This is a genomic window from Paenibacillus polymyxa (genome assembly GCF_018614975.1).
Classification (GTDB): domain Bacteria; phylum Bacillota; class Bacilli; order Paenibacillales; family Paenibacillaceae; genus Paenibacillus; species Paenibacillus polymyxa_E.
Genome location: NZ_JAGGNR010000008.1, coordinates 44,301 through 67,793, shown reverse-complemented (window position 1 = coordinate 67,793; position 23,493 = coordinate 44,301). Strand labels below are relative to the sequence as shown.

22 protein-coding genes, 2 pseudogenes and 1 riboswitch are annotated in these 23,493 nt (G+C 44.6%); of the genes and pseudogenes, 21 read left to right on the top strand and 3 right to left on the bottom strand.

Annotation, left to right across the window (positions count from 1 at the left end; all coding sequences use genetic code 11):
• Window positions 1-2: 2 nt before the first annotated feature.
• On the top strand, window positions 3-2,090 hold the full coding sequence (locus J7E78_RS03785; RefSeq protein ID WP_215075006.1) for a serine hydrolase domain-containing protein: 2,088 nt from the start codon (window positions 3-5) through the stop codon (window positions 2,088-2,090).
• A 106-nt stretch (window positions 2,091-2,196) separates the two neighbouring features.
• Here the strand turns inward: J7E78_RS03785 and J7E78_RS03780 are convergent, their stop codons facing one another.
• Together J7E78_RS03780 and J7E78_RS03775 are read right to left on the bottom strand one after the other, a co-directional pair.
• On the bottom strand, window positions 2,197-3,585 hold the full coding sequence (locus J7E78_RS03780) for an MFS transporter (protein WP_215075005.1): 1,389 nt from the start codon (window positions 3,583-3,585) through the stop codon (window positions 2,197-2,199).
• Window positions 3,586-3,697: 112 nt separating this feature from the next.
• Window positions 3,698-4,123 carry a MarR family winged helix-turn-helix transcriptional regulator gene (locus tag J7E78_RS03775; RefSeq protein ID WP_074094962.1) on the bottom strand — a complete coding sequence of 142 codons (426 nt, stop codon included), beginning with the start codon at window positions 4,121-4,123 and terminating at the stop codon, window positions 3,698-3,700.
• Window positions 4,124-4,386: 263 nt separating this feature from the next.
• Here J7E78_RS03775 and J7E78_RS03770 point away from each other — a divergent pair, with 263 nt between their 5' ends.
• The 15 genes and pseudogenes from J7E78_RS03770 to J7E78_RS03700 all read left to right on the top strand — a co-directional run bounded on the left by J7E78_RS03770 (window position 4,387) and on the right by J7E78_RS03700 (window position 18,149).
• A complete protein-coding gene (locus J7E78_RS03770) occupies window positions 4,387-4,761 on the top strand; it encodes a hypothetical protein (RefSeq protein WP_251034803.1) in 375 nt (124 codons plus the stop codon).
• Between the two features lie 2 nt (window positions 4,762-4,763).
• Entirely contained in the window at window positions 4,764-6,482 is a 1,719-nt protein-coding gene (locus J7E78_RS03765) for an ABC transporter ATP-binding protein (protein WP_215075004.1), read from the top strand.
• A 233-nt stretch (window positions 6,483-6,715) separates the two neighbouring features.
• Entirely contained in the window at window positions 6,716-7,138 is a 423-nt protein-coding gene (locus tag J7E78_RS03760; RefSeq protein WP_215075003.1) for a MarR family winged helix-turn-helix transcriptional regulator, read from the top strand.
• On the top strand, window positions 7,135-8,220 hold the full coding sequence (locus J7E78_RS03755) for a threonine aldolase family protein (RefSeq protein WP_215075002.1): 1,086 nt from the start codon (window positions 7,135-7,137) through the stop codon (window positions 8,218-8,220). The genes J7E78_RS03760 and J7E78_RS03755 overlap by 4 nt, the downstream gene beginning before the upstream one ends.
• Window positions 8,221-8,271: 51 nt before the next feature.
• A pseudogene (locus J7E78_RS03750) lies at window positions 8,272-8,550 on the top strand (class I SAM-dependent methyltransferase); the annotation flags it as partial.
• An 85-nt stretch (window positions 8,551-8,635) separates the two neighbouring features.
• Window positions 8,636-9,265, top strand: a complete 630-nt coding sequence (locus tag J7E78_RS03745; RefSeq protein WP_215075001.1) for a pentapeptide repeat-containing protein — start codon at window positions 8,636-8,638, stop codon at window positions 9,263-9,265.
• Window positions 9,266-9,335: 70 nt separating this feature from the next.
• A riboswitch (guanidine-I (ykkC/yxkD leader) is annotated at window positions 9,336-9,436 on the top strand.
• Between the two features lie 135 nt (window positions 9,437-9,571).
• Window positions 9,572-9,679 (top strand): annotated as a pseudogene (locus J7E78_RS03740) (QacE family quaternary ammonium compound efflux SMR transporter); the annotation flags it as partial.
• Window positions 9,680-9,795: 116 nt separating this feature from the next.
• On the top strand, window positions 9,796-11,202 hold the full coding sequence (locus tag J7E78_RS03735) for a DEAD/DEAH box helicase (protein ID WP_215075000.1): 1,407 nt from the start codon (window positions 9,796-9,798) through the stop codon (window positions 11,200-11,202).
• Window positions 11,203-11,344: 142 nt separating this feature from the next.
• The gene (locus J7E78_RS03730; protein WP_215074999.1) at window positions 11,345-11,704 is read left to right on the top strand and encodes an MmcQ/YjbR family DNA-binding protein; all 360 of its coding nucleotides are present in this window, start codon (window positions 11,345-11,347) and stop codon (window positions 11,702-11,704) included.
• A 62-nt stretch (window positions 11,705-11,766) separates the two neighbouring features.
• Entirely contained in the window at window positions 11,767-12,459 is a 693-nt protein-coding gene (locus J7E78_RS03725) for a hypothetical protein (protein WP_215074998.1), read from the top strand.
• A gap of 159 nt (window positions 12,460-12,618) precedes the next feature.
• Entirely contained in the window at window positions 12,619-13,503 is an 885-nt protein-coding gene (locus tag J7E78_RS03720; RefSeq protein ID WP_215074997.1) for an alpha/beta hydrolase, read from the top strand.
• Window positions 13,504-13,761: 258 nt separating this feature from the next.
• Window positions 13,762-14,919: a type III polyketide synthase gene (locus tag J7E78_RS03715; protein WP_215074996.1), complete on the top strand. Its 1,158-nt coding sequence runs from the start codon at window positions 13,762-13,764 to the stop codon at window positions 14,917-14,919.
• Window positions 14,906-15,625 carry an SAM-dependent methyltransferase gene (locus J7E78_RS03710; protein WP_215074995.1) on the top strand — a complete coding sequence of 240 codons (720 nt, stop codon included), beginning with the start codon at window positions 14,906-14,908 and terminating at the stop codon, window positions 15,623-15,625. The genes J7E78_RS03715 and J7E78_RS03710 overlap by 14 nt, the downstream gene beginning before the upstream one ends.
• A gap of 6 nt (window positions 15,626-15,631) precedes the next feature.
• Window positions 15,632-16,780: an NAD(P)/FAD-dependent oxidoreductase gene (locus J7E78_RS03705; RefSeq protein ID WP_215074994.1), complete on the top strand. Its 1,149-nt coding sequence runs from the start codon at window positions 15,632-15,634 to the stop codon at window positions 16,778-16,780.
• Between the two features lie 178 nt (window positions 16,781-16,958).
• Window positions 16,959-18,149 (top strand): aminotransferase-like domain-containing protein, encoded by a 1,191-nt coding sequence (locus tag J7E78_RS03700; protein ID WP_215074993.1) that lies wholly within the window; start codon window positions 16,959-16,961, stop codon window positions 18,147-18,149.
• A gap of 74 nt (window positions 18,150-18,223) precedes the next feature.
• Here the strand turns inward: J7E78_RS03700 and J7E78_RS03695 are convergent, their stop codons facing one another.
• Window positions 18,224-18,649 (bottom strand): MaoC family dehydratase, encoded by a 426-nt coding sequence (locus J7E78_RS03695; protein ID WP_215074992.1) that lies wholly within the window; start codon window positions 18,647-18,649, stop codon window positions 18,224-18,226.
• A 105-nt stretch (window positions 18,650-18,754) separates the two neighbouring features.
• Here J7E78_RS03695 and J7E78_RS03690 point away from each other — a divergent pair, with 105 nt between their 5' ends.
• From J7E78_RS03690 to J7E78_RS03670, 5 genes are all read left to right on the top strand, one after another.
• A complete protein-coding gene (locus J7E78_RS03690) occupies window positions 18,755-18,892 on the top strand; it encodes a LacI family DNA-binding transcriptional regulator (RefSeq protein ID WP_311516918.1) in 138 nt (45 codons plus the stop codon).
• Window positions 18,893-19,238: 346 nt separating this feature from the next.
• On the top strand, window positions 19,239-20,123 hold the full coding sequence (locus J7E78_RS03685) for an AraC family transcriptional regulator (RefSeq protein ID WP_215074991.1): 885 nt from the start codon (window positions 19,239-19,241) through the stop codon (window positions 20,121-20,123).
• 85 nt (window positions 20,124-20,208) lie between these two features.
• The gene (locus tag J7E78_RS03680) at window positions 20,209-21,474 is read left to right on the top strand and encodes an ABC transporter substrate-binding protein (protein WP_215074990.1); all 1,266 of its coding nucleotides are present in this window, start codon (window positions 20,209-20,211) and stop codon (window positions 21,472-21,474) included.
• 98 nt (window positions 21,475-21,572) lie between these two features.
• The gene (locus tag J7E78_RS03675) at window positions 21,573-22,463 is read left to right on the top strand and encodes a carbohydrate ABC transporter permease (RefSeq protein WP_215074989.1); all 891 of its coding nucleotides are present in this window, start codon (window positions 21,573-21,575) and stop codon (window positions 22,461-22,463) included.
• 14 nt (window positions 22,464-22,477) lie between these two features.
• On the top strand, window positions 22,478-23,359 hold the full coding sequence (locus J7E78_RS03670) for a carbohydrate ABC transporter permease (RefSeq protein ID WP_215074988.1): 882 nt from the start codon (window positions 22,478-22,480) through the stop codon (window positions 23,357-23,359).
• Window positions 23,360-23,493 lie beyond the last annotated feature (134 nt).

The window sequence follows — 23,493 nt, the reverse complement described above, 5'->3', positions numbered from 1 at the left end:
GAATGGGACGACAAAAGGGAAAACGCACTTCAATCGCCGTGTTAACGCTGGCATTAACGATGTTAGCTCCAATGTCTGCAATGGCTGCGCCTGTTACAAGTAGCAGTGATTTTACGTATGAACCAACCAAGAAAACGGTGATGGAGAAAGCCAAGTTACTCACCGAGAAGCATGGAATAACAAGCCTGCAATATGCCCTTATCGATGGTGGCGAGATTGTGGTGTCCGGTCAGACGGGTAAAAACGATAAAAACAACAAGGTGCCTCTTACGTCAGATACGATCTATGGCATAGGATCAACGAGTAAAATGTTCCTTACAGCTTCTGTTATGAAGTTAGTTGACGAAGGCAAGATGGATTTGGATCTGCCTGTTGTGAACTATATCCCTGATTTTAAAATGAAAGATAACCGATACAAACAAATTACACCACGCATGCTGTTAAATCATTCTTCCGGTCTGTTGGGCAGCACTGGCAGCAATGCCACATTGTACGGGGATAATGATACGTATTCACATGATACGTTTCTGGATCAATTAGGGAACCAAAACCTGAAGGCAGATCCCGGCGCATACTCTGTGTACAGTAACGACGGTTTTACGTTAGCCGAAATTATGGTTGAACAAGTTAGCGGCATGAGCTTTACAGCTTTTATACACCAATATTTAACAGGACCTCTGGACATGAAGCATACCAAAACACCACAGGATGTGGTTGACCCGGCAGACATGTCGGGAATCTATTCTCCTTTGGTTGAGGGTCAGCTTCCACAAGAGAATTATAATGTCATCGCTACTGGAGGCATTTATTCCACCGCTGAAGATCTTGTGAAATTTTCACAGATTTTCACGGGAGAGGTCCAAGGCATTCTTACCAATAAGTCTGTAGAAGCCATGGCGCAAGAAGAATACAAAAGAGGCATGTGGCCAGAGGATAGTGATACGTCTATATCTTACGGGTTAGGGTGGGATAGTGTAAATTTGTACCCATTCAGTGAATACGGCATCAAGGCAGTAACGAAAGGTGGAGATACCATATCGTATCACTCCTCATTAATCGTACTGCCAGAATACAATCTGGCTGCCGCCGTTACCTCATCTGGTGGGACAAGTGCCAAAGATCAGTTCATTGCGAATGAATTATTACTCAGCGCACTTGAGGAAAAGGGCATTATTACAGAACGGAAGCCGGAAAAATCGTTTGGTGTGCCAGTGAAGGCAGGTATACCTAAAGAAATAGCCACGAATGCAGGTATATATGGCAGCATTAATTCGGTTAAGAAGATTGAAATGAACAATGCTGGACAAATGACTGTATCCACACTCGCAGCTCCGAGTAATCCGGCTCAAGAATACACCTATACAGCGGATGGTACGTTTGTTAACGATAAAGGCACAGAAAAGCTGAAATTTGTTACGGAGCAGAATGGAAGGACGTATCTCTGGTCTCGAACTTATATATCCTTGCCGGGACTTGGGCAGTTGGCGTTCTCCGAATATACGGCGGAGAAGCTGGAAGCCAATAAATTATCCCAGGATATTACTGCCTCATGGAAGCAGCGTGAAGGTAAGAGATACTACGTGGTGAATCAGAAGTATACATCAACTGTATATCTGCATTCATCACCAATCCTCTCTTTCCATATGAATGAAGAGACTCCAGGGTATATGACCAATAGTAAGATTATTGGAGCCAGCGAAGCAGTCACAGATCTGCAAATCCCTGGCATGGCAGGACGGGATTCAAAGGAAATTTATTTTGCTAAAAAGAACGGAGTAGAGTACATTACAGCCGTTGGTAGCATATACGCCAGTGAGGAAATGGTACAACCACTGTACTCGGGTAAACAATCTGTAACAACGATTCAAGCAGATGGTTATGCCAAATGGTTTTCGGTGCCCGCAACGGTGAAAGGAAAAGTCATGACGGTTAAACTGCCTTCAAATGGCGCCTTTGCCGTATATGATCAGAATGGTATTTGTATTAATCACACCGTAGTCAGCGGTCAGAATGAGGTTGTTTTACCGGAAAACGGCCGCATTGTATTTGCTGGTGACGTTGATTCCACATTTGAAATTTCATTGAAATAGTAAAATGAATGTATTTAAAAAACATACCAAAGCCTTCTCCATGACGTGGGGAAGGTTTTGGTATGTCAATGTAGGGAATATTTAATTTTCCGAATTCAGGACGGTATCAGTTCTCCGCCGAGGCTTTTGCCTGCTTGATGCGAAAGGAAATCGTAAAGCTCAAGAGAACGAGAAGTAATTGAAGAGACAGAGCCAATATAATCCCCGTCAACAACCCCAAATTTAGTGACTGACTAACGGCAATAAGGGCTCCGCCGACGCCAATGCTTACCCCTGGGCTAAATGCATCTGTAAACTGAAGGCTGGCGGAGATCTCACCTTCTTCACCTGTTTTTGTATGCTGTAGTGCAATCGCTCCAGTCGTAGGATGTGCCAAACCGATGCCGAATCCAGTGAAAAGCTGTGAAATCACTGCAAATACGATCCCTCCTTCGGGGAGGCCAACAGCGAGAATGACCGCAGCAACACCAATGATCATAAATCCAATACCAATGGTTACCCGTTTTTTTCGGCCCATCCCATGGTCTTTAGCATCAAACCTGGACTGAAGCCAGGCAGCCGCTGACCAGCTTAATGCACCAGCGGCTACAATTAATCCCGCCATATCTGCAGGAAGCTTTTTCACATCTGTCAAAGCGAGGACAACATAACTCTCGGTCGCATTATAACTAGCAACAAAGAATCCTCTTGAAGCAATCGTGGCCGGTAAACCTCTTCTGGCACTTAAGGTGCCCTCTGGCAGCAGCTTTCGCAAAGGCTGAATCATGATAAGCAATCCTGCTACGGAAAGCACAATTCCTTTCCAATCGGTTATAAAGCCTAGCCCAGCCAGCAACATTCCCGTTCCAATAGTCAGTAATACTGCAAAACCTTCTTTTCTGTTACTCTTGGAAGGTTTATTCACTCTAACTGTAAATTTGCGGAAAGCGGGAAGCGTCAGCATGACAGCCAAACCAATGAAGGGAAGCACAAGCCAAAAAACAACTCTCCAGGAGATATGCTCCGCTATAAGCCCAGCAATATAAGGGCCTATTAGTGCAGGTAGAATGTATGCGCCGGAAAACAAAGCAAGTATTTTCGTTCTCAGCTTATCAGGATAACCTAAAGTAATGCTGTAATATACACACGTAATGATACCGCCTCCACCAAACCCTTGAAATACTCTCCCTATAATTAGAGTAATCATGTTCACAGAAGTAGCCGCAATTACGATGCCGATCACAAAAAAAAGTATCGATATGCCAAACGATGCGAATACGCCGTTTTTGTTGATCCGCGCCCCAATGATCATTGTTCCAAGGATTTGTGCCAAAAGAAAAGAGCTGAATATCCAACCGTACAAATGGAGCCCATTCAATTTTTGAGCCAGGCTTGGAGCAATCGTAACAACTGCTAAACCTTCAAATGCGACGGTAGTGACAGCAAGAATAATCCCAATGGTCAATGCTCTGTACTTGGCGTCGAAAACACCTGCTTCTTTTGCTATTATTTCCATCTTAAAAATCTCCTTTAGAATAAATTTTAATAGTCTCGACCATAGTTGCTGCAGCAAGTATATGACAAAAAAAGTCATCCCCCCTTTAAAGTGGAGAGGACTCCTCTTTGGACTATAGATCTTTTACGTTGTTATACATTACGGTAAGAATCCTTCTAAACATCTCAACCTCCTCCTTGGATAACCCCTGGATCGTTTTATTATATGCATCCATGGAAGGAGCAAGAATTTCATCTTTCATATCTCGTCCTTTAGGAGTTAAATAAACACGTAAAGATCTTCTATCCGTTTCATGAATCACACGATAAATAAATTCTTTCTTTTCGAGCTTAAACAGCATCCGTGCAACATTCGTTTGGTCCTTATGAAGTCTCTCGGCAAGTTCTTTTTGAGTAATGCCTTCTTTTTCCCATAGTACGATTAGTATTTCCCACTGATCCACTGTGATGTCAAACGGATTGACTACCTTTTGATAGTAATTATTCAGTTTAAGTGCCGCGCGTTGTACATTAACACCGATATATTTTTCTAATTCCAAGGTTGTCCTCCTAAATAATTGTCATGATTATAGTTGTTGAGACCATTATAATTCCATCTTTTTTTTGTGTCAATTAATAGAAGTGTTCATGGAAAAGCGCCCGATCCAAAGAGAGCACTACTTTTTCCGTTGAATTGATTTATGGCGTAAAGTTTACGTTGTTTCAAGTGAATATAAAGGTTGACATCTTTTGGGATTTCGCATACATTCGTATACATGAATGCGTTGTATACATATGTATACAAGTAATGGGGGTGGCAAAAATGAGAGATCGTGATCTGAATGAAATCGATGGAAGTGTACGTCAAGGTGAGCGTCCGAAACGTGATATGAGTGACAATGAGCAACGTGGTGAGCGTTCAAGACGTGGCAGAGGAAATGGTGAACATCAGGGAAAACGGGGTCATGGTGCGCAAACGTTCCGTCGCGGCCGGATTCTTGTGTTTTTGGAACAAATGCAGAATCGAAGAACAACGCTTGCCAGACAACTTGGACAGGAGGAGTACGAACATATTCGCCCAATGATTAGTGGGGAACTAAAAGCCATTGATCAGGTCATCGACGAGTATATCCATCTTTTCGAGTTGCAAAATGAAGATGTAAGCCCCAATAAGGATATGGAGAGTGAGAGTGAATAAGTATGATTCGTCGGTTTTTTTCGTATTATCGTCCTTATAAAAAACTGTTTTTGATTGATTTTGGATGCGCTGTACTCGCAGGTCTTCTGGAGTTGGCTTTCCCCCTTGCCGTCAGCAAATTCATTAATGAATTGTTGCCAGGTCAGGATTGGCCTCTCATAATGCTTGCCTGTGTTGTGTTGTTATCCATCTATGCACTTAATACGGTATTGAACTATGTAGTTACATATTGGGGACATATGCTTGGCATTAATATTGAGACCAACATGCGTGAGAAGATGTTCGCTCACTTGCAGAAGCTGTCCTTCCGGTTCTTTGATAATCGTAAAACGGGCCACTTAATTGGTCATCTTACGAATGATCTGAATGATATCGGTGAGGTTGCTCACCATGGACCTGAAGATGTATTCATCGCAGTAATGACATTAATCGGATCGTTCTGGCTGATGGCTAACATTAATCTGGAGCTTGCGCTGCTTACCTTTATCATTATCCCAGTTATGGCTTGGGTCATTATCGTATTTGGTGGCCGGATGACAAAGACCTATCGGCGACTTTTCGGAGACGTCGGCAATTTCAATGCACGTATTGAAGACAACGTCGGTGGCATGCGTGTTGTACAATCGTTCGCGAACGAAGAACATGAGAAAGAACTTTTTGCTGTGGACAATCAGAATTTCCGTAAAACCAAGCTGCTTGCCTACAAAACGATGGCAAAAAGTATCTCGGTCAGTTATATGATGATGCGACTGGTTACGGTGTTTGTCATGATCAGTGGAGCCTGGTTTTATATTGATGGCAGAATCAATATGGGTGACTTTATGGCCTTCCTGCTCCTGTCTAATATCTTCTTCCGTCCTATCGAGAAGATCAACGCAGTCATCGAAAGTTATCCAAAGGGCATTGCTGGTTTCAAGCGTTATCTGGAGATCATTGATACAGAACCTGAAATTGCGGATAGCAAAAACGCCGTTGAATTCGAAAGTGTGAAGGGTGATATTCGCTTCGAGAACGTCTCGTTTGGTTATGAATCCAGTCGGCGTATTCTAAGTGATATCAGTCTGTCTGTTCGACCAGGGGAAACCGTTGCTTTTGTTGGCCCGTCGGGTGCAGGCAAGACGACGATCTGTAGCCTGCTGCCCCGATTCTATGAGGTAGAAGAGGGACGTATCACTGTAGATGGCGTCGACATTCGTAACGTTAAGCTTCAATCCTTGCGTAAACATATTGGAATCGTTCAACAGGATGTATTTTTGTTCTCGGGTACCATTAAGGAGAATATTGCCTATGGTGATCTGAGTGCAACGGATGAACAAATCTGGGATGCCGCCCGTCGTGCCTCGTTGGAGGAATTGATTCTTACGTTGCCTGATGGCATGGATACCATTATTGGTGAACGTGGTGTTAAACTGTCGGGAGGACAAAAACAGCGTTTGTCCATCGCACGTATGTTTTTGAAAAACCCGCCCATTCTTATTCTGGATGAGGCAACCTCTGCGCTGGATACGGAAACGGAATCACTGATCCAGCAATCACTCGCTGAATTGTCGGTGGGCAGAACAACACTTGTGATTGCACACAGACTGACAACGATCAAGAATGCAGATCGAATCATCGTAGTAAACACAGATGGTATCGCTGAACAGGGCAACCATGAGGAATTGGTCGCCGCTGGAGGGATATACAGCCGTCTTCATCAGGTGCAATATAGTCACTCATAATCTATATAAATTGAACAAAAAATATTTACACTAGCCACTCCGATGACAGAACAACCTTGCCGCGCATATGCGCGGCTTTTTTCAATATGAAATAAAAATGAGGTATAACATACTCTGGTAAAGATAATGTTGACAACGTCCACTAACGTAATTATTATAATGTTGACAATGTCCACTAAAAAGGAGGGTTTGACATCAACTCTCAGTACATAAATCCAGATATACTGGCTGACATGCGACGTTTTAACCGTTTTTATACCAACATACTTGGTGTACTCGACAAGCATATTCTCGGAACAGGGTATTCCTTTGCTGAAGTACGGGTCATTATTGAGATTGGAATTCGGGGAGAGAGCATTGCGAACAATCTGGTAGATACACTGACCATTGATCGCAGTTACATGAGCCGAATTGTGAACAAGCTGTCCAAGGAAGGACTGCTGGTGAAAGTGAATTCTGCTGCCGACAGCCGGGTCAGTCTGATTCGTCTGACAGCCAAGGGTGAGGAACTGTATGCCCAATTGAATGATCGATCCGACGAACAGATCCTGAAATTAATGCAAGACCTCAATGAAGAAGAGATTCAAGAGGTATACACCTCCATGATGAACATACAAGAGAAGTTGAACAAGAAGGCAGGAGAGACAACACGATGATACGATTTGAATGTGACTATAACGAGGGTGCGCATGAACGCATTTTACAAAGACTGATGGAAACCAATATGGAACAGACGAGCGGGTATGGCACGGATGAGCATTGCGAACGGGCGAGAATGCTTATTCGTCAGGCTTGTGACAACGAGCAGGCTGATGTTCATTTCTTGGTTGGCGGTACACAGACAAATACAACGGTGATTGCCTCTATTTTGCGTCCATATCAAGGTGTGATTGCTGCGACCTCGGGACACATTGCCGTTCATGAGACAGGAGCTATTGAAGCTACAGGACATAAGGTACTCACAGTTCCAAGCGAGGACGGAAAGATCACGCCTGAACAGGTTAAGGCAGTCTATGATGCGCACATGAATGTATCGTCACCGGAACATTGTGTACAGCCAGGCATGGTCTACATATCTCAGCCAACGGAGAACGGAACGATGTACAGCAAGGCAGAACTGCAAGCATTAGCATTACATACAGTGAGCAGAGCATGTGGTCTTCCATTTTTCGTGGATGGAGCACGTCTTGGATATGCACTCGCTTCACGCGATTGCGATATGACATTTGCTGACCTTGCGCGCTTGTGCGATGTATTTTACATCGGGGGAACCAAGATTGGTGCATTGATGGGAGAAGCGGTCGTTATCCTGAATGATGCACTGAAACCGGATTTTCGTTATATGATCAAACAAAAAGGTGGCCTGCTTGCCAAAGGCAGATTGCTGGGTATCCAATTCGAAACGTTGTTCGAAGATGGTCTGTACCTCGATATTTCTCGCCATGCCGTAGATATGGCCTTGAGAATTCATGATTCACTCGAACAGCAAGGAGTTCGCTTCCTGTACGATTCACCAACCAACCAGCAGTTTCCGATTCTGCCTGATCGTTTGCTTGAGAAATTACGCAGCGGTTATACGTTCACCTTCTGGGAGAAGGTTGACGATACACACAGTGCGGTGCGGTTCTGCACCAGCTGGGCAACGCAGCAGGAGAATGTGGATGCACTGACTCGTGACATCGCTCAATTATTGCATGAAGAGATTCAGCTTCCGGTGCGCGTCGAAGCATTGGTTTAACTTTACTTTTAACAATAGAAGTGAACTGCTCATTTGAATTAATTGAACAAAATGCAATTATCCTTGCTCCAGCCGTCCCATGGAGAACGAATCCTTGATGTCGGTTGCGGCAATGGGGATCTGACAGCGAAAATCGCAGCCGCAGGAGCGCTGCCAACAGGTATAGATTTTTCAGAAGAGACGATTAGGCAAGCTAAACAGAAATACCCTGATATGAATATTCAAGTAGCAAATGCTTGTCATTATCGGACAGAAGAATCGTTTGATGCGGTCTTCTCTCATGCCGTTCTGCATTGGATAAAGGATGCTCCAGCTGTAGTACAATCAATACAGTACCACTGATGCGGGATGGACAATGGTATCTGGACAGAAGCCGACTGTGAGTCGTAGCAATTAAGGAATCGGGGAATACGATATGAAAATGGACAAACCCAAGATTCAGGAGCAGTTGCTCGAACCGGAAACGATTACATTCCTCGAATCCAAAGTGGAGTACAAACACAAACTGATCGAGAACATTACATTGGATCAACAGGAAGCGAGTAAGGTTTCCTTTGAAAATGTTGTATTTAGACATGTGACGATCTCGGAGTCTACCTTGGAACAATTTGAATTCACCGATGTTCGCTTTGAACACTGCGACTTCTCCAATGTCAATCTCTCAAGTGCCTTCATGCATCGAATCGAATGGCATAATTGCAAGTTTGTCGGAACGGATTTTTCCAATAGTCGATTGCAAAATGTCAGTTTCCTTCATGGTCTAGGCGACTACAGCAATTTTCGTTTTGCCCATCTGAAACAGGTCTCCTTCTCGGAATGTACCTTGATTGGTGCGGACTTTGCTTATCTGGCACTGCAAAAAATGGAGTTCAGTCAATGTAACATCGACCAAGCTTCCTTAACGGGGACCAAAATGAAGGATTTGGATCTCAGTGATTGCGAATTTGACTCCTTGGTGTTGACCATGGAAGATCTCAACGGTTGTGTGATTTCACCACATCAAGCCGCCACATTTGTGGGGTTAATGGGTTTGATTATCAAATAAATGGCATGATTACATTTACGGGGTTGCCAAGATAGTGGAAGTGTGTATAATTGGAGACACATTAGAATAAAAACAGGTTTTCTAGGGTTCCGCGATGTATATGTCGGTCTGGTCCGAGAGAAAACCCGCAACCTGTTGGTTGTGCCACGGAGGGATAAAAGCCTGGGAGATGAACTGCTACATGCAGTTTGTTTCCCAGGCTTTTTTTGTTTTTACGCTAATGAACCTTAGGGTTGTACAAAAAATGTAGTAGAGAAGGAGTGTTACAGGGATGAATAAAACGTGGATGTCGGTTGTGATTGCAGTGGTGCAATTCTGGGCATGGTGTTTTATGGAGAACCTCGTAATGCCTTAAGAATTCTGTTTATCGCTATGGTGCTTGGATCGGCAGTCGGTCTTAAATTGGTCAGTTGAAAAAATAAAAATATAAAGATAATTTACAGATTGCGTTTTTAATGGTATCCTTATATGTTACGTGTGAAATAAAAGATGCGTCTTATTGATAGATGTGCGTAAATGAAGGAGACAACATGACATTTAACGACTTAAATATTATCCCCTCTATTATGGAAGGGTTAAGCAAAGCAAACTATACTAATCCTACCCCTATACAGGAACAGGCCATACCAGCTGTATTAGCTGGCAGAGATCTGCTGGGATGTGCACAGACAGGAACAGGCAAGACGGCAGCATTTTCGGTGCCGATCATTCAATTATTAAGCGAGAGATCCAAAGGACAAGGATCAAAGTCCGCACGACATATTCGCTCATTAATTTTGACACCAACACGAGAACTCGCTATTCAGATCGCGGATAACATCAAGGTATATAGCCGGTATACGGACATTCGTTGTACGGCAATCGTTGGCGGCGTTTCGCAAAAAGTACAAGAGCGTGCGCTGAATCAAGGTGCAGATATTATTATCGCAACACCTGGCAGATTGAACGATCTGATTAACCAGAAGCGTATTGATCTGAAGATGGTTGAGATTCTCGTTCTGGATGAAGCAGACCGGATGTTGGACATGGGCTTCATTCATGATGTGAAAAGAATCATTGCCAAGATGCCTAATAAAAAACAAACGCTGTTTTTCTCAGCTACGATGCCTCCTGAAATCACCAAAATGGTTAAAACCCTGCTGGTTGATCCAGTCAAAGTAGAAATCACACCGGTATCTTCGACAGTAGACCGCATTGAGCAATCTATATATTTGCTGGAGAATGGCAAGAAGCAGCAGATGTTGAACCAAATTTTGGAGGATAAATCCATCGTCACGGCATTGGTGTTCACACGCACGAAGCGCGGCGCTGACCGGGTTACACGTGATTTGGCCAAAGCGAATGTTACGGCACAGGCTATTCATGGCAACAAGTCTCAGAACGAGAGACAACGGGCGCTGAACAACTTCAAGAGTGGTGCAACACGTGTATTGGTTGCGACGGATATCGCTGCAAGAGGAATTGACGTGGAGGAACTGTCACATGTCATTAACTTTAACCTGCCTAATATCCCGGAAACGTATGTTCACCGTATTGGACGTACAGGTCGAGCAGGCAAAAGCGGGATGGCAATTTCGTTCTGTGAGAAAGATGAACTTCCATTCCTGAAGGATATTGAGAAAGTAATCAAAAAGACGATTCCTGAAGTGAAAGGTCATCCGTATCCAATGACAGGTGTACCTGTGTTTGATAAAACCAGCAAAGCACCAGGCAGTAAACCTTCGTTCAACAAATCGGCTGCAGGCAAACCGGCGAAGTCCAAAGCTAACCCGGCACGCAAGCCCAAATCCGAATGGTTTGCCAAGAGTGGTAAATCAAACAGTAGTCGTTCAAACGACGGTAGACCCAATAGCAGTAGATCAAACAGCAGTAGCAGTAAATCAAACCATGGCTCATTCAGCCGCAGCAGCAAAACTAGGAATGATAGAGCCAATTAAGAGTTAAATAAATCCAGATAAAACCTTCTCCATTCATTTGGAGGAGGTTTTATTATGTGCTTTTATGTGCAACAAGCTTATTTACATACGAACTTACATTCGGTATCATTATATCGTCCACTGGTGAAAGGGAGGTACTAACTTGAAGGATACGATGATTAAATACAGTTTGAAGAAGAAAGGTTCGACCAAGGATTATCCATTTGGGCCTGATCCAGTCGCGATTAAGGTTGCTGGTAAAATGTTCGCGCTTATTTTTGAAAACAAAGAAAAGAACTGTCGCTTAAACTTAAAATGTGATCCCATTATTGCAGAGAACCTGAGAGAGCAGCATGAAGCGGTTCAACCGGGATATCATATGAACAAAAAACACTGGAATACCATTATGCTGGATGGTTCATTGTCAGATGAGGATATCTACGTCATGATCGATCACTCATATGATATGGTTGTCCAATCTCTTCCGAAAAGGATTCGGGATTCTCTGACCGGTAAGAGATAAGAAGAAATATATGAGGTAGGTAAAGGGCTAATGGTCTGCTTCTCTAACAGAATGAATATCCTATGAAAATGAAGACATATTTGAAGTCCATTTGGTTCCATTACCTTGGAAATAAACAAGATCGAACGGCCTTGTTTAATGTGGCTTCCCTTGTTATCAATGCTGTAACAGGGATAGGCAAGTTAATCCTGGGCATATATCTGCTTTCGGGATGGTTCATTACGAATGCTGTATATTATCTGATTTTGTGTGTGGCGAAAGGCCAAGTGCTCCATAAATATACAGCTACCAAGAGGATGGACTCTCCCGAAGAAAGATATAGATTAGAGCTTACGGTATATAAGCGCGGTGGTCTGTTCCTGTGTTTACTGGGCGCGTCCTATTCGATGGTCTGCCTGCGAATGTATCTAATCGGCGATGCCTTCATATATGAGGGTAACATCGTGTATATTGTATCTACAGTCGCTTTTACGAAGCTGGTTTTTGCCGTGTATGGTACCTGGGCGAACCGTCATCTCCATAACCCGATCATATCTACATTGAAAATGATTAACTTCACCGATGCGATGGTATCCATCGTGGTGACCCAAGCGACATTACTTACCATGCAAGGCTCACCTCTTGCATTAAAAACCAGTAGCTTGTTTGGCATGGGGTGCAGCGTTTTATTTTGTTTGATGGGGGTCTGGATGATGTTCCACAAAAAAAAGGAAACAAGTACGGATCCAAACCGATCTCCTGGCACTGAATGTTAACATTGAAGATCAAGAGCAGGGGAAGGTGATTTTGGTCCACGTTTGAGCATGTTGATCAATACATATCGAATGAATTGTACATGACGGAATAGACGAGTGTCATCTATACTTAAAGGGACAACGGAGGAGTAATGGCAATCCATTAAAGGAGTGATAAATATGGATCAACAACAACAACTGGCAATGGTACAACAAATGCGTCAAAATGTCGTCGGTACAGGTGCAGCTCTTCAACCCAGTTCCACGTATGCTGTCACAGTAAAAGAAGTCATGATTCCTACGACTAAAGGTGATACACGTGTACTTGTGTATACACCGGATAGGGACCATTCCGCTCCTCTGCCGGTCTTCTTTAATATGCACGGGGGTGGTTTCATCTTGGGACAAGCAGAGATGGATGATCCATGGTGTCGCCTGATCGCTGATCGATCTGATTGTGTGGTCGTTAATATCGATTACAGTCTTGCACCAGAGCACAAGTTCCCAACAGCGGTCCATGAATGTTACGACGTTGTACAGTGGGTCCACACCAATCCGCAATCTTTCTCGGTTAACCCGTCTCTATTCGCTATTGGGGGGCATAGTGCTGGTGGTAATCTTGCTGCAGCAGTATGTTTGTTAAACCAGCAACGTGGAAGCGAGCTGCCTATTGTACTTCAGGTTATCGATTATGCCGTATTGGACGTGGCTACAGATCCGGCTGAGAAACCGAGTTATGAAGAAGCCATTCCAGCCGATATCGCGAGAACCTTCAATGCCATGTACCTTGAAACGCCAGAAGATGCGCAAGACCCGTTGGCTTCACCTATGCTCGCAACATCAGTAGAGGGACTTCCGGAAGCATTGATTATTACCGCAGAGAAAGATTCACTGGCCCAAGAAGCAAGAACATATGCAGCAAGGCTGGAAGCAAGCGGTGTGAAAGTGACGTTTAAGGAGTATGAGGGGGCAGCTCATGGATTTACGCATTTTGGCGATCTCCAGATGGCTGAGGATGCCTGGTACCGGATGAGTGACAAGATTAGAGAAGCGTTTTCCAAATAACGTACATCAAAAAGATGTTGAGAAGTGGTTTGATATCATTTGAGCAAGTTGTTTAAAAAAGTTATCTTAAAGTCGCCTAATGGCGGCTTTTTTTGGTTCATTGGTGTGATGGCTTCAATCGCTTGGTGAAACCAAGCTTCTGATCTTGCGGATGTGTTAATAAACTAGATTAGGAGCCTTCTTGAGATTATAACGATATCGTTAAGGGTAAGAGTTGTTAAATTAGAGGAAATAATGACTAATACCAGGAGGTTTATTATGAACCCATATAACAGTCCATCCGATATCGCGATTCTTGGCATGGGAACGGCTCTACCTGCTCACCCCGTAGCACAGTCAGATATTGCAGAACTAATCGCTTCTTCTCTTCAGGATCGGCCAGATTTGGCCCGGTTTGCCAGACGAATATTCAAGTCCTGTGGTGTTGAAACACGATATACCGTGGAACCGAGCTATCTGGGTTCACTGGAAGAATGCCGATATCTGCCCTCTGGTGAGCGATCAGACGTCCCGACAACCGAAGAACGAATGAATACATACAAGCGAGAGGCGCTTCCACTCGGGATTGAGGCAGCAGAGAAAGCCCTGAAGGATTCAGGCGTATCTCCCAAGAGCATCACGCATATCATCACCGTCAGCTGTACCGGTCAATATCTGCCAGGTCTTGATGTTATGCTCGTCCGTCACTTGGGTCTGTCTGCACGAGTTAATCGACTGCCACTGATCTTTCAGGGCTGTGCTGCAGGGTTGAAAGCCATTCAGATGGCACGAGATGTCGTGCAGGGTGCTCCGGGATCACAGGTACTTGTTGTCTGTGTAGAGTTGTGTACCATTCATTTTCAGCCCGTACAAGATCGGGAAGCGCTGTTTGCGGCTTCATTCTTCGGAGACGCTGCTTCTTCTTGTGTAGTGGGCACACCAGAACCTCAACACAAGAATGTTCTGAGTCTGGGAACGGGTTATTCTGTACTTCTTCCGGATTCGACTGAAGATATGACCTGGGAGGTGGGGAATCTGGGGTATGACCTGTATCTATCCCCTCGTATTCCGAAGCTGCTGGGTGTTCATCTGGAAGAGGAATTGCGTCTCTTATTGCAAAGTGAACAGTTTCCTGAGCTGTGGGCCATTCATCCGGGAGGACGTGGGATTGTGGATTCTGTGCAGAATGTAATGAAGCTGAGAGACGAGCAAACGAAGTATAGCAGGGATGTCCTCAGAACGTATGGTAACTTATCTTCCAATACCATTCTGTTTGTACTGAATGCGATGCGTGAGGACATGAAGACACAGGGTCAATCCTCCACAGATGGTGTAGCCATGGCATTTGGACCGGGACTCACCGCAGAGCTGATGAAATTCACTTATGTACCCTCATTAACTTCAGTGATGGAGGAGCACGATCATGTCCTTTTTTAGAACATTGTCCACTCGGGCCAAGGAAGATGAGTTGATGGATGACTTCTCTCTGGGAGGGGAGGAGTTGCGTGAAGCGCTTAGACATCTGAGACGTCTTAACAAAATATTTGCAGCACCCGGCCCAACGCTGGCTGGTGTAGAGAAGTTGTGGAACTCTGTCGGCAGGCCGGATAAGCTGACTCTGCTGGATGTGGGGGCAGGTTCAGGAGATGTGAACCAAAAACTACTGCAATGGGCGGATCGTCAGGGTGTTCAGCTGGAAATTACGCTGGTTGATCTGACGGAAGAAGCGTGTGAGGAAGCGAGACAACTATTCCGTGACGAACCCCGAGTCCGGGTACAACGTGCTGATCTTACACAACTGCCGGATGCTTCAGCCGATATCGTGACAGGTTCCCAGTTTGTGCATCATTTTGACGGAGATCAACTGGTTGATATGGTTTCTCATATGTTGCGAGCATCCAGACACGGTGTCGTCATTAATGATATTCACCGCCACCCCGTATCCTATAAGGCGGTCTGGATTACTACACGGATGATCTCGCGCAATCGGTACATTCGTCATGATGGGCCTCTTTCCGTAGCCAAAGGTTTTACAGGGAAGGATTGGAAGGAACTCAAACAACGGTTAAATCATGATACGATGACCTATGAATGGAGGCCCTTATTCCGTTACTCTGTTGTTATTCCCACAAAAGGCAGGTGAACTTACGTGTCGAAATCGATAGATGTGATTGTCATCGGAGCCGGAATTGCCGGCAGTACGTGTGCAATGCAACTGGCAGGAAAAGGTCATCGGACCCTTTTGCTAGATCGCCAGGAGTTCCCGCGGCACAAAACCTGCGGTGAGTTTATGTCACCCGAAACTAAGGAGATGCTGGAGGTTCTGGACATTCACCTTCTGGACCAGACGAAGAAACCCAGCACTATGGATCATGCCAAGATCGTTATGCCACAAGGCGGAGTGATCGAAGCACCGCTGCCGGGATTTGCATATGGCATAAGTCGATATGAGCTGGACCAGATTTTGCATCAGAAGGCTCTGGAGGCCGGAGCCCAGCTTGTGACCCAAGCGACCATAACGAGCATCGAGCAGCTTGAGGATGCCAGTTATGAGGTTCAGGTGAAACAGGGAGATGAGCGGATTAGTTACAGAGCCAAAGCCGTCATCGGAGCACATGGTACCAAGAAGCCGCGAGGGATGGCTTCCGCACCTGATCTGCGGGACCAAACCGTATACGTTGGCGTTAAGTCCCACTTCAGCGGAATTGAGATTCCCGCACGGGTAGAGTTATACTTTTGCGAAGGTGGTTACGTGGGCATTTCCCCGATTGAGGATGGTATTGTGAATGTCGCCGCATTGTTGACACTGGATACCGTCCAGGGAAGTGGCAAGTCTGTCAACGATATTTTACATGCGGCATCCCTGACAAACGTGAGTTTGGCAGCCCGTTTAGCCGAAGGAAAGCCTGTAGATGGAACGCAAGTGTCGATTGCGCCGCTGCATCTGTCCAACGTGCCTGAGCCGTGGTCTCAATATCCGCATATTGGGGATGCCATGCTGATGATACCGCCCTTATGTGGAGACGGAATGTCCATTGCCCTTCGCTCCTCACTCCTGTGTGCAAGGTGGACTGACAAGTACCTGCAAGGCGACATTGAACATGCCGATTGGCAGAGTAATTACACGCTGGAAGCAAGCCGGGAATTCACCCAATTGCTTAGACGCGCAAGAAGAATCCAAAAGCTGGCTTTTGCCAAAACCAATAAGTTCTATCCTGGTCTGGCCCGGATGATCCCCGGTCTGGCCGCTTATGTTGTGAAGGCCACACGGTTATCCGAGATGAACGCAGCGCGCTAACAGGCTGAATTTTGCTCAATACTTTTGCGAAAGAGGTTGCTGACGGCGGCCTCTTTTTTGGAGTACAAACATCTTTTTTGTGGAGACAGTTTGGAAATTCGGGAAATGCTCGTATAATAGAATCTAATGTAATGATAGAGAGTTAATTCAGATGAAATGTCGGGAGGCACTATTTAAGATGAACTATTCATTTTCCAATCGTATCGCAGCACTGCAACCATCCATTATTCGTGAGATTCTGAAGGCTTCTTCGGGGCAAAATGTGATTCCATTCTCCGCAGGAAATCCTGCTCCGGAAACCTTTCCTATTGAGGCGATTCGCACATTCACTCAATCCATCCTGGAGCATGACCCGGTTACAGCTCTGCAATATGGGATTACGGAAGGATATGTTCCCCTCAGGGAAGCATTGACTCAACATTTGAAGACAGGTTTTGATACCGGTAAATCATCCGATCAATTGTTCATTGTATCTGGAGCGCAGCAGGGGATTGAACTGGCCTGTAAAGTATTTTGTAATGAAGGGGACACGATCATCTGTGAGAGCCCGAGCTTTATCGGTTCCCTGAACTCCTTCCGGGCATCCGGTGCAAAGCTTGCTGGTGTTCCGATGGAGATGGACGGTATGGATATCGAGAAGCTGGAACAGGCGCTGCAAACGGAGCCTAATGTGAAACTGATCTACGTGATCCCAAGTTTCCAGAATCCTACCGGTGTAACGACGAGTCATGCAAAACGTAAGGCCATATACGAGTTGGCTAAGAAGTATGGCGTGATGATATTGGAAGATAACCCGTACGGAGAACTTCGATTTAATGGAGACGATGTGCCAACCATTAAGTCTATGGATGATGAGGGTCTGGTCATCTATGTTGGATCATTCTCCAAAATTTTGTCGGCAGGACTGCGCGTCGGTTTTGTACAAGCGCCACATGAAGTGGTGGAGAAGATGGTTGTCGCGAAACAGGGAGAAGACGTACATACGGCTATGCTTCCACAGATTCTGGCATACAAGTTCATGACAGAGTATGACTACGCGGGGCATATTAACAGCATTCGTGAGGTCTATCGTAGAAAAGCAACATTGATGATGGACAAGCTGCAAGAGCATATGGGTGAGTCCATTACCTATACCCAACCGGATGGTGGACTGTTCCTCTGGTGTGATCTGCCAGCACATGTGCCAATGCTTGATTATGCCAAGACAGCGGCAGCTCAAGGAGTTGCGGTTGTACCGGGAAATGCATTCCTGGTGAACGAGCAAGACCCTTGTAATGCCATCAGACTTAATTTCTCAACCCCGTCAGACGAACAGATTGTCAAGGGTGTAGAGATTTTGGGGCAGGTATTGAAAGGTTATAAAGCTTAATATGATCAAAAATGCAGTATATCCATGAGAAGTCGCCAATGGGCGGCTTCTTTTTTTAGAGCTATTACACAGCCCTAATTATCAATTAAAGCACTTAATTCAGCCTGAAATACCTTTTGATTCTTCTGATTGAAAGTACTCAGCAGCACGGTAACAATTCCATTCCCTTTTCTTCTGGGAGTTAGTCCAATGACTTCTGCAATGACATGAAGTTTATCATTCGGAAAGACCGGCTTCAGGAATTGAATGTTATTCATTCCGGTGCCAGCCACGACATGCTCTCCATAGACTCCGACCTCAATCCATAATTTAAAGGAGATATTCATCGTTTGCATGCCAGAAGCAATTAAACTGCCGAATCGGCCTTGCTTGGCCTTGTCCTCATCCAAATGCATGTACTGTGGATCATAGATTGTGGCAAACTCAATAATATCAGTCTTGGATAATGCCAAGGATGTGGTTTCGTAGCGTTGACCTATTACATATTCACTAAATCTCATGAAGGCACCTCGGTTTCTTTAAAAATGCTAGTGAACAATTCCGTGTGATTGCTGTGTTACTGCCATAATGGACCAAACAGATGAAACTGTCTTTGAGGAGTATATATGATGACAACGATTAAAGATGTAGCCAAGATGGCTGGTGTAGCCAGTTCGACCGTATCTTGCGTACTCAACGATAAAGGGAATGTAAGTGAGCCCACAAGACTCCGAGTACTTGAGGCAGCAAGCCAACTCAATTAAGTGAAGAGCGGCCCTGCATCTGAAGCAGGATTTCCGATTGTCGTCATGGATCGGGATCTGGATATGCTCAACATATTGTAAAGGTTTTGATGAGTGATACGCAAGGTGGGTACCTGGCCACCCATTATCTGATCGAGAAAGGACATCGATCGGACGATTGCCTATATTAGCGGACCGGCTCATTCGGAATGTAACCTGTGATTCTGTTCGGCTCCTCAACTTGAGTTGAGGAGCTTTTTCCATTCTATAGAATTTTAAATACTTAAAAAGAAAGGAGAGTAGCCATTTATGCATAATATAAAGACGAGAAGTTTTTTGGCGTTGGAGATAAATGGAGGTTGATACGATGGGCGTACCCACTTTTTTGGAGACAGGCCATATGCAAGAAGGTTTTCCCATTCGGGTAATTCATACAGGAAATCAGTTCAATTATGCTGCACACTGGCATGATGAGGTTGAACTGGTTCTCGTCAATGGTAAGAGCGCCAGAATTGGCGTGAACGACCACGTGTGTGAGTTGGAAAAAGGGGATGTGCTGCTGATCAAACCAGGTGATGTGCACTGCTTTTTGCCGGGGACCGAATATTTGACCATTATCTTGTTCCGACTCGAATTGTTAACCGGGAGTTTCACGACTGAAGCCGAAATTCAGGCTCTCGGACAACTTTTCAACAAAACAACAGTTATTCCCTCGAATACGGGAAGTCAGAGCAATCTGACTCAATATGTAGATGACATCATTACCGAGAAGAAAAATCAGAAGCCGGGATACCGATGGTTAATGGTATCGAGATTGTATGATCTCATCATACTTTTATTACGTACAAAAGTACCGGTTACCACCGATGAATCTTCATCTTCAGGATGGGCCTGTACTTCCTCCAAAAAATTTGAATTCCTTGAATCGATCTGTGAATATCTGGAGGAGCACTATGCTGAGCCCATTAAGCTGGAACAGGTGGCGGAACATATTAAATTCAGCAAGTTCCATGTCTGCAAGCTGTTCAAAGAGATCAAGGGAGTAACACTGATGGAATACTTGAATCATTTTCGAATTATCAAGTCCGAGTGGGCCTTATTGTTCCGTCAAGATACGATTCTGGAGATTGCGATCGGACATGGATTTAACAATGTTAACTCCTATAATCGTCTATTCAAAAAATATAATGAATGCACACCCTCCGAATTTCGTAAGAAACACCGAACGAATATGACAAAATATGGAGGGTAATGCACAATATTTGTGGAGAAAGCCCTCTCCAAAATCAATATACTCTAATAAATTGTAAGCGTTTCCTTTTTGAAGGAGGGGGCCTATGAAGAAGTGGTTTAAGCCAACTACTGTATTTGTATGTGTAGCGATGTTGTTAGCTGGTTGTCAGTTCATTCCATCGAGTCAAACCAAGCAACAGGAGATTACCGTGTGGAGTTTTACAGATGAAGCAGGGTACGCCATCGAGAAATTCGAACAGAAATATCCTGACATCAAAGTGAACTTTGTCAACATCCCCGGTAATTTCTATATCACCAAGCTGAAATCTGCGCTACAGACAACCTCGAAGGCTCCAGATGTATTTATGATTGAAAATGCGAATATTCGAGAGCTGATTGACGTTCCATATTTGGAGAATTTATCAGCTTCGCCGTATAACGCCAATGAACTTATCCAGGAACAATATGATTTTGTTCAGGCCAATGAACAGGACAATGAGGGAAATGTCAGAGCGATAGGTTATCAGGGAACACCAGGGGGCATCTACTATCGTCGGGATTTGGCGAAAAAATATCTGGGCACCGATGATCCTGAGAAGGTGGGTTCACAGATCGATACATGGGAGAAGATCTTCGAGATTGGAGAGAAGGTACAGCAACTTAGCGGGAATAAAGTACATGCATTGGCGAATTGGAATGCTATATCGAATTCATATGATGGTATACCTTGGGTGAAGGACGGCAAGTTTATCATCGATCCAACTTACTTGGAAGTGCTCGATCTTGTACGTGAAGCACGTGAGCGGAATGTACTTGCCGAGTATGAAGATGGAAGTGCAGGTTACGCTGCATCCATGCAAAAAGGAGAGGTCATGTTTTATCCCGGGGCAACCTGGGCACTGCAATATACGTTCAAGGCAAACGCCCCGGATACCGAAGGCATGTGGGGCTTGGCTCAGGGACCGTCAGCGTTTAGTGCAGGCGGGACTTATATAGCGATGTATAGTAAAAGTGACAAAAAGGATCTGGCCTGGAAGTTTATTGAGTTCTATAATTTTGACCACGACTTTCTGTCCGAGTTAGCGAAAGAACAGGATTATTTTACCAGTAACATGGTTGTGAATGATGAACTCGCCCCATCTCTCTCATCGTCCTATTTGGGAGGACAGAAGCATTTCGAGTTTTTCTCGGAGGCTGCAAAACGGGTACCTGTATACGAACGCACCAAATATGATGCCACGATTAACAATGATATCTACAAGATTGTACTCCAGTTATATCTTAATAAGGACATTCAGACCAAGGAAGAAGTCGTAAAGCGAATCAAACGTGATGTCACCTTGAGATTTCCGGAGCTGGAAGTGGATTAGCTTAGGACGTGTCTGAAAACCTTCCTTCGGAGTTTTCAGACACGCCCTCGAAGTAACCGATGGTTATACACATCCGATGATAACTGGGGGGATAGAACATGTTTGCCAAAACGATTCGCAAGGACCATTACGGCTACTACTTCATTGCTCCGTTTTTTATTATTTTCACCATTTTTGGGCTTTATCCCATTTTATATTCGCTCTATATCAGTTTCACCAACTTTGATGGCATCACGACGCCTGACTTTGTAGGGATCGGTAACTACGTGGCCGTACTACAAGACCCGTTGTTCTACAAAACCTTGTTTAATACGTTATTCATCTGGGGCGTATCTGTCGTTCCGCAGCTGACGATCTCCCTGGTGTTGGCCTTTATTTTGAATGATAAGCTGCTCAAAGGACGGGACTTTTTCAGGGCCGTATACTTTTTTCCCAACATCGTTACGGCTGCATCACTCGGGTTGCTTGTCAGCCTGATCTTTGACTGGCAATCTGGAGGACTTAATCATTTGTTGGTGCAAACTGGCATCATACAAGATCCAATTAACTGGAAAAATGATCCCTGGTTTATGCGTCTGATTGTGTCCTCGATTCTCTTTTTCCAATACTTTGGCTATTCCATGGTCATCTACTTAGCTGGTCTTCAAGGCATTGACCCTTCTCTGCTGGAGGCGGCCCAGATGGATGGCGCGAAAAAGAAACATATTTTCATTCATATTATCGTGCCGATGCTCCGTCCGATTATTCTGTTTCAGATGATTACATCCATCATTGGGGGCATCCAGATTTTCGATCAGCCATTTACACTAACCAATGGAGAAGGAGGTCCTGATCGAGCAGCTATGACCAGTATTATGTATCTCTATAATGTAGCATTTCAGAGCACGCGTTTTGGTTACGGCGCTGCCATCGCATTTTGCCTGTTCATCATTATCATATTGTTGTCCGTTGCATCCTTCATCATGACCAAGCGGAAGAGCCGTTCATAGGGAGGGGAGTTCTCATGCAAACTGCAAAATCAGTTGAACAACCAAATGCAGCGATTCAGCAATATGCCACTACAAGGCGACTAACGGCGGGCAAGATCATCATCTATCTGTTATTGATTGGTCTTGCGGTGCTGTGCATTATTCCATTTTATCTGATGCTCATCTATTCAACACATAACAATGCAACGATTGCTTCGACATTTACATTTCTCCCTGGATCGTTTTTAGTGGATAATTATATGAACATGGTATCCAAAATCAACATATGGCGCGGGTTTGCCAACAGCATATTTATTGCCGGAACATCGACCGTATTATCTCTGTATATTGGGGCCTTAACTGCGTATGGATTTGCTAAATTTAAATTCAAAGGACGAAACGGGTTGTTCCTGTTTCTGTTAGCAACCATGATGGTACCGGGTCAACTGGCTTTGATTGGTGTATATCGACTATTCAGCATGATGGGGCTTCTGGACAGTTATGCCGCGATTATTTTGCCTGCGGCGGCTAACGCGTTTAATGTATTCTTTATCAAACAGTTCATGGAGAGCAGTATCCCGGATGAGATTATTGAATCTGCGCGGGTGGACAGTGCCGGTGAGTTCCGGACGTTCAATCAGATTGTACTGCCTATTCTGGGGCCGGCGATCGCTGCCCTTGGCATATTCACGTTTATCGGATCTTGGAATAATTTCCTAACACCGCTTGTGCTATTTTTCTCCCTGGATAAATATCCGCTTCCGGTATTGGTTGCGCTAGTGCAGGGGTACTATGGGATGGATTATGGGCTCTTGTATTTGGGTGTAGCGATCTCTATCCTGCCTATTATTATTGTATTTTCTGTATTTTCCAAACAGATTATTGGGAGTGTTGCTTTGGGTGCTGTGAAAGGGTAGTTTACAAATAGTAAATAGAGAATTGCGATGAGCAAGTTCTCCGGATTCATAGGGAATGAATAGCGTTCTATATCATCAGGGCCGCCCAAGAGGGCGGTTCTTTTGCTATTCTATATTTTGCGTATATATTCCAT

Coding starts and splice junctions, on each gene's coding strand:
- J7E78_RS03695 (WP_215074992.1), bottom strand. CDS start 18,649: ATGAGATTTAGTGAATATGTAATAGGTCAACGCTACGAAACCACATCC.
- J7E78_RS03780 (WP_215075005.1), bottom strand. CDS start 3,585: ATGGAAATAATAGCAAAAGAAGCAGGTGTTTTCGACGCCAAGTACAGA.
- J7E78_RS03680 (WP_215074990.1), top strand. CDS start 20,209: ATGAAGAAGTGGTTTAAGCCAACTACTGTATTTGTATGTGTAGCGATG.
- J7E78_RS03670 (WP_215074988.1), top strand. CDS start 22,478: ATGCAAACTGCAAAATCAGTTGAACAACCAAATGCAGCGATTCAGCAA.
- J7E78_RS03735 (WP_215075000.1), top strand. CDS start 9,796: ATGACATTTAACGACTTAAATATTATCCCCTCTATTATGGAAGGGTTA.
- J7E78_RS03720 (WP_215074997.1), top strand. CDS start 12,619: ATGGATCAACAACAACAACTGGCAATGGTACAACAAATGCGTCAAAAT.
- J7E78_RS03760 (WP_215075003.1), top strand. CDS start 6,716: ATGCGACGTTTTAACCGTTTTTATACCAACATACTTGGTGTACTCGAC.
- J7E78_RS03725 (WP_215074998.1), top strand. CDS start 11,767: ATGAAAATGAAGACATATTTGAAGTCCATTTGGTTCCATTACCTTGGA.
- J7E78_RS03675 (WP_215074989.1), top strand. CDS start 21,573: ATGTTTGCCAAAACGATTCGCAAGGACCATTACGGCTACTACTTCATT.
- J7E78_RS03710 (WP_215074995.1), top strand. CDS start 14,906: ATGTCCTTTTTTAGAACATTGTCCACTCGGGCCAAGGAAGATGAGTTG.
- J7E78_RS03690 (WP_311516918.1), top strand. CDS start 18,755: ATGATGACAACGATTAAAGATGTAGCCAAGATGGCTGGTGTAGCCAGT.
- J7E78_RS03770 (WP_251034803.1), top strand. CDS start 4,387: ATGAGAGATCGTGATCTGAATGAAATCGATGGAAGTGTACGTCAAGGT.
- J7E78_RS03785 (WP_215075006.1), top strand. CDS start 3: ATGGGACGACAAAAGGGAAAACGCACTTCAATCGCCGTGTTAACGCTG.
- J7E78_RS03755 (WP_215075002.1), top strand. CDS start 7,135: ATGATACGATTTGAATGTGACTATAACGAGGGTGCGCATGAACGCATT.
- J7E78_RS03685 (WP_215074991.1), top strand. CDS start 19,239: ATGGGCGTACCCACTTTTTTGGAGACAGGCCATATGCAAGAAGGTTTT.
- J7E78_RS03700 (WP_215074993.1), top strand. CDS start 16,959: ATGAACTATTCATTTTCCAATCGTATCGCAGCACTGCAACCATCCATT.
- J7E78_RS03765 (WP_215075004.1), top strand. CDS start 4,764: ATGATTCGTCGGTTTTTTTCGTATTATCGTCCTTATAAAAAACTGTTT.
- J7E78_RS03715 (WP_215074996.1), top strand. CDS start 13,762: ATGAACCCATATAACAGTCCATCCGATATCGCGATTCTTGGCATGGGA.
- J7E78_RS03745 (WP_215075001.1), top strand. CDS start 8,636: ATGAAAATGGACAAACCCAAGATTCAGGAGCAGTTGCTCGAACCGGAA.